Annotated in this window: 6 protein-coding genes; all 6 read left to right on the forward strand. The window is 63.7% G+C overall.

Going from position 1 to position 8,415, the window contains the following annotated elements:
• Positions 1 to 525, forward strand: a 525-nt coding sequence (locus tag X726_RS137640; RefSeq protein ID WP_023673849.1) for a citrate/2-methylcitrate synthase, incomplete at its 5' end; no start/stop codon positions are given.
• 373 nt (positions 526 to 898) lie between these two features.
• Positions 899 to 2,029: a patatin-like phospholipase family protein gene (locus X726_RS137635; protein ID WP_023807025.1), complete on the forward strand. Its 1,131-nt coding sequence runs from the start codon at positions 899 to 901 to the stop codon at positions 2,027 to 2,029.
• A gap of 520 nt (positions 2,030 to 2,549) precedes the next feature.
• Positions 2,550 to 3,728 carry an efflux RND transporter periplasmic adaptor subunit gene (locus X726_RS137630; protein ID WP_031204824.1) on the forward strand — a complete coding sequence of 393 codons (1,179 nt, stop codon included), beginning with the start codon at positions 2,550 to 2,552 and terminating at the stop codon, positions 3,726 to 3,728.
• Positions 3,729 to 3,809: 81 nt separating this feature from the next.
• Entirely contained in the window at positions 3,810 to 6,974 is a 3,165-nt protein-coding gene (locus X726_RS137625; protein ID WP_023673852.1) for an efflux RND transporter permease subunit, read from the forward strand.
• 96 nt (positions 6,975 to 7,070) lie between these two features.
• Positions 7,071 to 7,229: a DUF3309 family protein gene (locus X726_RS1000000170165; protein ID WP_023673853.1), complete on the forward strand. Its 159-nt coding sequence runs from the start codon at positions 7,071 to 7,073 to the stop codon at positions 7,227 to 7,229.
• 420 nt (positions 7,230 to 7,649) lie between these two features.
• Positions 7,650 to 8,066, forward strand: a complete 417-nt coding sequence (locus X726_RS137620) for a DOPA 4,5-dioxygenase family protein (protein WP_023673854.1) — start codon at positions 7,650 to 7,652, stop codon at positions 8,064 to 8,066.
• Positions 8,067 to 8,415 lie beyond the last annotated feature (349 nt).

Below are 8,415 nucleotides of genomic sequence, written 5' to 3' on the forward strand. Positions count from 1 at the left end.
GCAGGGCTGACATCGTCGGTGCTGGCCGGGCTCGGCGCGCTCAAGGGGCCGCTGCACGGCGGCGCGCCCGGCCCGGTGATCGAGATGCTCGATGCAATCCAGGCGCATGGCGACGCGGCCGGTTGGCTGCGCGAGAAGGTCGCGCATGGCGAGCGCATCATGGGTTTCGGCCATCGCATCTACCGCGTGCGCGATCCGCGCGCCGATGTGCTGAAGGGGGTGGTGCGGCAGCTCGGCAGCGAGGGCGAGACCGGCCGCCGGCTGGCCTTCGCCGAACAGGTCGAGCAGACGGCGCTCGAAGTGCTGCGGATCGCCAAGCCGCAGCGCTCGCTGCAGACCAATGTCGAGTTCTACACAGCGCTTGTGCTTGAGGCGGCGGGCTTTCCGCCACAGGCGTTCAGCAATGTCTTTGCCGCCGGACGTGTCGCCGGCTGGATCGCGCATGCGCGCGAACAGCAGACGACAGGGCGGCTGATCCGTCCACAGTCGCGCTATGTCGGGCCGGTGCCGAAGCTTGTCGCTTGAGGTTTTTGCGAAGAGGACCCCACCCTAGCTTGCCGGGGCGAGCCACGGGTCTCGCCCGTCCTTCGGACCCCCACAAGGGGGGAGGGAAGCTGCCGCGCGCCGCCGAAACGTCGGTGGTTTGCTGAGATCAGCGTCTACCAAGTCTCCCCCCCCTTGTGGGGAGGGATCAAGGGTGGGGGTATTCGTAGGGCGAAGACCTGGGCGTGGAGGACCATTCCCCATGACTAAAATTTCATGTGATCACGCGACCGTGTTCGTGTTCTTGCCTTGGTCATCCCTTATATGCTGCACTGCAATATAAATCCGCTGCCGTCGAACCCGCCCGATTTCCGGGCGGAATGAGAAAGCAGTGACCAAACCGAACAGGAACGCCATGACCAAAAACGGCAAGGCGGAGGAAACGAAAAAGATCAACATCGCGCTGCAGGGCGGGGGCTCGCACGGAGCCTTCTCCTGGGGCGTGCTCGACCGGCTGCTGGAGGATGGCAGGCTCGACATTTCAGCCGTGTCCGGCACCAGCGCCGGCGCGATGAATGCGGTGGCGCTGGCCGATGGTTTTGTGCGCGGCGGCGTCGAGGGTGCACGGCAAAAGCTCGACGATTTCTGGCGCGCGGTGGCGGCCAAGGGCCGCTTCAGCCCGGTGCAGCGCATGCCGTGGGACGTCGCCTGGGGCAACTGGTCGATCGAGAACACCCCCGGCTATTTCTTCTTCGACACCATGTCGCGAGTGTTTTCGCCCTATGTCGCCAATCCGCTGGGCTTGAACCCGCTGCGCGACGTGGTCGAGCAGGAGATCGATTTCAAAAATGTTCACGCCTGCAAGTCGATGGAGCTGTTCATTTCGGCGACCAATGTCGAGACCGGCCAGCTGCGCGTCTTTTCCGATGGCGAGATCGACCTCGACACGGTGATGGCCTCGGCCTGCCTGCCACAATTGTTCCGCGCCGTCGAGATCAAGGGCGTGCCCTATTGGGATGGCGGCTATGGCGGCAATCCGGCGCTGTTCCCGTTCTTCAAGACGGCGGCGACCGAGGATGTGCTTTTGGTGCAGATCAATCCGGTGGTGCGCGAAGGCACGCCGAGAAGCGCCAACGAAATCCAGAACCGCATCGACGAGATCACCTTCAATGCCGGGCTGCTGAACGAATTCCGCTCGATCGCCTTCGTCAAGGAGCTGATCGCCGCCGGCCGGCTGCCGCCTGGCGAATACCGCGACATCCGCATGCACCGCATCGATGCCGACGAGGCGTTCAAGGATCTGTCGGCGTCGTCCAAGGTCAATGCGGAATGGGCCTTCCTGAGCTATCTCAGAGACCTTGGCCGTATAGCGGCCAGCGACTGGCTGGAGGAGAATTACGACGCCGTCGGCAAGCGGCCGACGCTCGATCTTTCCGGCGAACTCGATGACGGCTTCAAACCGGTGCGCGGGCCGGCACCGGGACGGCGGGTGAAGGAATTTCTCGCCGCCCGCAAGAAGCCGGACGCCGAACGCCGGCGGGCCTGAGTCCGCCCGGATCGATCAAGACGATCAGCGAAGTGTTCGGCAAATCGGAGTAGCGCCGATGACTTTCCGTCCCGGAACAACCGTTGCGTGTGACGGTATACAAAATCATACTGACGCCTGCTGCCATTCACTGAGTGGCTACGCAGGTCGCGCCCACATTTGAGCGTCAAAAACTAGTGCAGGCACAGGAGAATGTCAGTGCTCAAAACGCCTTGAAAACAAAGCGCCTCCAACACCCGTATGGTTCCGAGACTGTGGTTCCGCCGCCTGACGGGGCGCTGACAAAACCGTTTCCCGTTGGCCACACTACATCGCCTGGCACAATGTTCCTGCAACTTTTCGACTGTATTGCGATGCAACTTTGATGTAGAAGCGCGGCTTCGCCGTTCACGGCAAATTGAACACGGCCTGGCGCGCACCCATATCGGCGACGCGCCCGAGTTGGAAGACACGGTAGCTGTTAGACGACGGACTCCTGTTGGATAACGACTTGGCCGAACCCCGCAGTGGAAAAACAATGATGCCGAAGATCAGGTTTCACAAGCTTGCCGCTATTGTCGTGCTCATCGGCTTCGCCGCCTGGATGGGAACAGGCGCGTTCTCGTCCGTCGGCAGCGCCGCTGTCGAAGGTGCTGGCAAGGCAGGCGATCAGGCCAAGCCGGGCGATCAGGCCAAGGCACCGGATGCAACCAAGACCGCCGAGGCCGAACCGAAGGCGCCGCTGCGCACCGTCGCTGTGGTGACGCCGCCGCGCAAGACCTATGCCCGCGCCATCCGCATTTCCGGGCTGACCGAGGCCGACAAGCGCGCCGTGCTGGCGACGCGCGTCGCCGGCGTCATCGAAAAGCTGCCGGTCAAGCAGGGCGATCACGTCAAGACCGGCGACCTGGTGCTGATGCTGGCGGCCGAAGAAAAGATCTCGATGGTCGACAGTGCCAAGCAGCTCGTCGCGCAGCGCCAGGCTGAACTCGACGCATCGCTGCGGCTCATGAAGACCGGCAATCTGCCCAAGCTGCAGCTCGACACGGCGCGTTCGAACCTGACCGCTGCGCAGTCGCAGCTGGAAACGGCGCAGGCCGAACTCGAGCGCAATCTGGTCAAGGCGCCCTTCGACGGCGTCATCGACCGGGTGCCGGTGGAGCTCGGCAGTTCCATCATGCAGGGCGGCGAGGTGGCAACCATCCTCAAGCTCGATCCGGTGATTGCGCGCGGCGAAGTCAGCGAACGCGACCTCGGCTATCTCAAGCTCGGCGACAAGGCTGCTGTGCGGCTGGTCAGCGGCCAGACCGTCGAAGGCACGGTGCGCTACATCAGCCGCGACGCCTCGTCGGCGACCCGCACCTTCCGCGTCGAGATTGCCGTGCCCAACGCCGATGGCTCCGTGCCGGCGGGCATGACGGCCGAGATTTCGCTCAGCGCGCAGCCGACCGACGCCGTCATGTTGCCGCGCTCCGTGGTGACGCTGGGCGACAAGGGCGATCTTGGCATCCGTGCCGTCGACAAGGACAACAAGGTGGTGTTCTTCCCGATCGACCTCGTTGACGACTCGCCGAAGGGCTTGGTGCTTGGCGGCATTCCAGCCGATGCCCGCGTCATCGTCGCCGGCCAGGAACTCGTCAAGGAAGGCGACGTAGTCAAGCCGGTCGAGGCCGACCAGGCGACCATCCAGAAGCTGTTGGGCGAAGCGACAACGCAGTAGCGCCGGAACGGCCCCGGCCGGGGACAGCCGGGGCGGGGACAACCGGCCGCAATGCGGCTCCTGAAATCTTGAGAACAGGCCATGGATATCGTCAAACTCGCGATCAACAATGCCCGGCTGACCATTGCGGTGCTGGTGTTCCTGCTGCTGGCGGGCTGGGTCGCCTATCAGTCGACGCCGAAGGAAGCGGAACCCGACGTTCCTACCCCTTATGTTTATATAAATGTTGCCTATCAAGGCATCGCGCCCGAAGACGCTGAAAGACTTCTGCTTAGGCCTCTGGAGGCAAAGCTTAAGAGTCTCAAGGGGTTAAAGGAGATGAAATCATCCGCCTATCAGGGCGGTGCCTTTGTCTTCCTTGAGTTTCTGCCGTCTATAAAAGTCGACACCGCGGTGACTGATACACGCTCGAAGGTTCAGGACGCGAAGGCTGACCTTCCCCAAGCGGCAGAAGAACCGGTTGTTACCGAGGTCAACATTTCCGAGTTTCCCGTCCTGGTCGTCACGCTGTCCGGCGATGTGCCCGAGCGTGTGCTTACGGCGGCGGCGCGCGAACTGCGCGACCGCATCGAGGAAGTCCCGGGCGTTCTTGAGGGCACCATACAAGGCGCGCGCGACGATCTCGTCGAGGTCGTCATCGACCCGATGAAGCTGTCCTCCTACGGCCTGCAGCTCGACCAGTTGATCGGCGCGGTCGGCGCTTCCAACAGCCTGGTCGCCGCCGGCAATATCGAGGGTTCGGAAGGCAAATACGCGGTCAAGGTGCCGTCGCTGATCGAGACACCCGAGGATGTCGCGTCCTTGCCGGTGGTCGCCGGCCCCAATGCCGTCGTGCAGGCGAAGGACATCGCCACGGTGCGTTCGACCTTCGCCGACGCCGAGACCATCACTCGCCTCAACGGCAAGCCGGCCATCGCCATCGAAGTCAAGAAGCGCATCGGCGCCAACCTGATCGACACGCTGGCCAAGGTGCGGGAAGTGTCCGACGCCTACGTCAAGACGATGCCGGAAGGCATGAACATCACCTACACGCAGGACAAGTCTGTCTTCGTCAACCAGCTGCTGGGCGACCTGCAGAACCACGTGATGATCGCCGTCATCCTGGTGTTCATCGTCATCCTCTATGCGCTGTCGGGCCGCGCCTCGCTGCTGATCGGGCTTGCCATTCCGTCATCCTTCCTGATCGGCATCCTGCTGCTTGCGATGATGGGCTACACGATCAACATGATCGTGCTGTTCAGCCTTATCCTGGCGGTCGGCATGCTGGTCGACGACGCCATCATCGTCACCGAATTTGCCGAACGGCGCATGGGCGAAGGCATGCCGAAGGCGGAAGCCTTCACGCTGGCCGCCAAGCGCATGGCCGGTCCGGTCATCGCCGCGACCATGACCCGCATCGCGGCGTTTTCGCCGCTGCTGTTCTGGCCCGGCATCATCGGCGACTTCATGAAATACATGCCGATCACGCTGATCGTCACGCTGTCGGCCTCGATGCTTTATGCGCTGGTGTTCGCGCCGACGCTGGGCGCGCTTTTCGCCAAGGCGCCGGAGCATCACGAGGAACACAATCGCGACGGCTGGTACATGGCGCTGGTCAAACAGGCGGTGCGCTTCCCCATCACCGTGCTGGTGCTCACCGCCGTGCTGCTCACCGGCGTCGGCTTCGCCTATTCGAAATATGGCGCCGGCGTCGAGTTCTTCCCCAGCGTCGAGCCCGATTACGGCCTGCTCTATGTGCATGCCCGCGGCAATCTCTCGCTGGCCGAAATGGATACGGCAACCAGGATCGCCGAAAACCGGCTGCTCGGCTGGCCCGGCGTGAAATCGGTTTACACCCGCGTCGGCAAGACGCAGGGCGGCGGCCAGGATGTGCCGGAGGACGTCGTCGGCGTCATCCAGTATGAGTTCATCGACTGGCGCGAGCGCAAATCGGCCAACCACATCCTGGACGAGCTGCGCACTGTCATGGCCGGCATTCCCGGCGTCGATGTCGAAGTGCGCGTGCCGGAGGCCGGTCCTCCCACGGGCAAGGCGGTCCAGCTCCGGCTTTCGGCCATCGATCCCAAAGGGCTCGACGACCAGGCCCGCGCCGTTGCGGCGCGCATCGCCAAGGTGCCCGGTGTCATCGACGTTTCCGACGGCCTGCCGCCGCCCGGCGTCGACTGGGCGCTCGAGGTCGACCGCGCCAAGGCGGCGCAGTACGGCATCAGCCCGACCGCCGTCGGCACGGTGGTGCAACTGGTGACCAATGGCCTGAAGCTGTCCGAGTACCGGCCGGCCGGCGCCGACGATGCCGTCGATATCCGCCTGCGCCTGCCCGAAGACCGGCGCACGCTGTCGACGCTCGACGAGCTCCGGGTGCAGACCGCGCAAGGCTCGGTGCCGATCTCGAACTTCGTCGTGCGCAAGCCGGAGCCGACGGTCGGCATCCTCAACCGCATCGACGGCGCCCGCACCGTGGTCGTCCAGGCCAACGTCGCCGCCGGTAACCAGGTTGCGGCGGTGCAGGCGGAAGTGACCAAGGCGGTCACCGACATGAAGCTCGACAACGGCATACGCTGGAAGCTCGCCGGCTCGAACGAGGACAGCGCCGAAGCCAGCGCCTTCCTCGGCAAGGCTTTTGGCGCCGCGATCTTCCTGATCTTCCTGGTGCTGCTGATGCAGTTCAACAAGTTCACCAGCGTGCTGCTGGTGCTGTCCTGCGTGGTCATGGCGACGATCGGCGTGTTCCTGGGGCTGCTTCTGACCGGCGAAGCCTTCGGCATCGTCATGTCGGGCATCGGCGTCATCGCGCTGGCCGGCGTGGTGGTGAACAACAACATCGTCTTGATCGACACCTATGACCGGCTGCGCGAAGAGGGCTGGGACAAGATGGAGGCGGTGCTGCAGACCTGCCGCGAACGTGCCCGTCCGGTGGTGCTGACGGCGGTGTCGGCCATCCTCGGCGTGCTGCCGATCGCCTTTGGTCTCGGGTTGGAAATCTTCCATCACGAGACGACGATCAACGCGCCGTCGACGCAATGGTGGATTTCGCTGTCCTCGGCCATCGTCTTCGGCCTGTCCTTCGCCACCCTGCTGACGCTGGTGGTGACGCCGTCGATGCTGATGATCTTCACGCGCAGCAAGAACAGCCGCTTCTACGCGTTCTTCCGCCGGCTGTTCGGCCGCGACAAGAAGCCCGATGCGCCCGTGGGGCCGGGTCCGCTCGACGAGCCGGCAATCGCCTTCCCGAAAGCCGCGGAATAGCTGCATTCGAGCAGTCGGACAAAAGGCCGCCCGGAACAACCGGGCGGCCTTTTGCATTGTCCCCTCGTATCCGACCAGCAAGGCGAGGGACTCTTAATGACCGTCAGCACCATTCTCATCATAGTTCTGATCCTGATCCTGATCGGCGCCGTACCGGCCTGGCCGCATTCGCGCTCCTGGGGTTATGGGCCATCGGGGATCGTCGGCATTGTGCTGGTGGTGCTGCTGATCCTGGTGCTGATGGGCAGGGTTTGATCGGAGCCTGAGAGATATCGGAGATTAGCGTTTCCTCGCCCCACGAAGTGCAGGCAATACGCATACGGCGGTGCCAGCCCCCACTCCGGCCGCTGCGCGGCCACCTCTCCCCCATGTCCATGGGGGAGAGGAAATGCCAAGCTTTTCAAGGCAGCGACCTCGGCGATTAGCATTTCCTCTCCCCCACGAATGTGGGGTAGAGGTGGCTCGGCGAAGCCGAGACGGAGTGGGGGAGCGCCATATGCGATTGGCCCNACGAATGTGGGGTAGAGGTGGCTCGGCGAAGCCGAGACGGAGTGGGGGAGCGCCATATGCGATTGGCCCGAAATCGAGATGACGAGCACACGCTGTGCCCCCTTGGCCACCCCGCACCCTTGCGTATACGCTGCCCGCACGACAATCACCGAGGGAGCCATCAAGGTGAACACCGCCAGCCCGCCAAGGCCTCTCGCCGAGATCGCCAGCTATCACGCCCACATCTACTATGACGGGCAAGCCGAGCGGCAGCACGCCGAATGGCTGCGCCTGCGCATCGGCGAACGCTTCCGCGTGCGCCTGGGCAACTGGCGCGACGAGCCGGTCGGCCCGCACGAACAGGCCATGTACCAGATCTCCTTCGCCACCGAGATCTTCGCATCGCTGGTTCCATGGCTGATGCTGAACCACGGCGGCCTCAGCATCCTCATCCACCCCAACACCACCAATCCCAAGCGCGACCATCTGGTCGATCCGATCTGGATCGGGCGGCCGCTGGGGGTTCATGGCGAGGTGCTGGGTGAAGAGGATGAAGCGGAAGAGGCGCTGGAGGTGAATACCGAGCCGACGCTGGGGGCGTGAGGGAGGCGTTCTGCAAAGTAGAGACTTGGCCTTGGAGACGCGTTCGCCAGTAGCCTAGCTCAGGCATGCATGACAGGCCGCTTTGCGCCTCAAGCCGTATCCTATGCCTTCATCATTGCTTCGTCGAAGGTGCCGAACCAGCGCGGGGCCGTTGGAGCGATGGACCGTCAATTGATGGCAAGGGAGAGTTCTCCTTGGTCGCCGGTACGTCGAGGCGGGGTCGCCGAATAGGCAAAGATTGCAATAGAGGAGGCAGCCGGCACTCGTTCCCGCAGGGTCGGGCGCACCCGTTCGTACGGAGCAACTGGCGCTCCGCACGAGGGACAGGGCAACTCACTGGTGACTGGGT

The organism is Mesorhizobium sp. LSJC285A00 (genome assembly GCF_000503155.1).
Classification (GTDB): Bacteria; Pseudomonadota; Alphaproteobacteria; order Rhizobiales; family Rhizobiaceae; genus Mesorhizobium.

Bases quoted from the DNA above. Each gene is read 5' to 3' on its own strand.
- X726_RS137635 (WP_023807025.1), top strand. From the start codon at position 899: ATGACCAAAAACGGCAAGGCGGAGGAAACGAAAAAGATCAACATCGCG.
- X726_RS137630 (WP_031204824.1), top strand. From the start codon at position 2,550: ATGCCGAAGATCAGGTTTCACAAGCTTGCCGCTATTGTCGTGCTCATC.
- X726_RS137625 (WP_023673852.1), top strand. From the start codon at position 3,810: ATGGATATCGTCAAACTCGCGATCAACAATGCCCGGCTGACCATTGCG.
- X726_RS1000000170165 (WP_023673853.1), top strand. From the start codon at position 7,071: ATGACCGTCAGCACCATTCTCATCATAGTTCTGATCCTGATCCTGATC.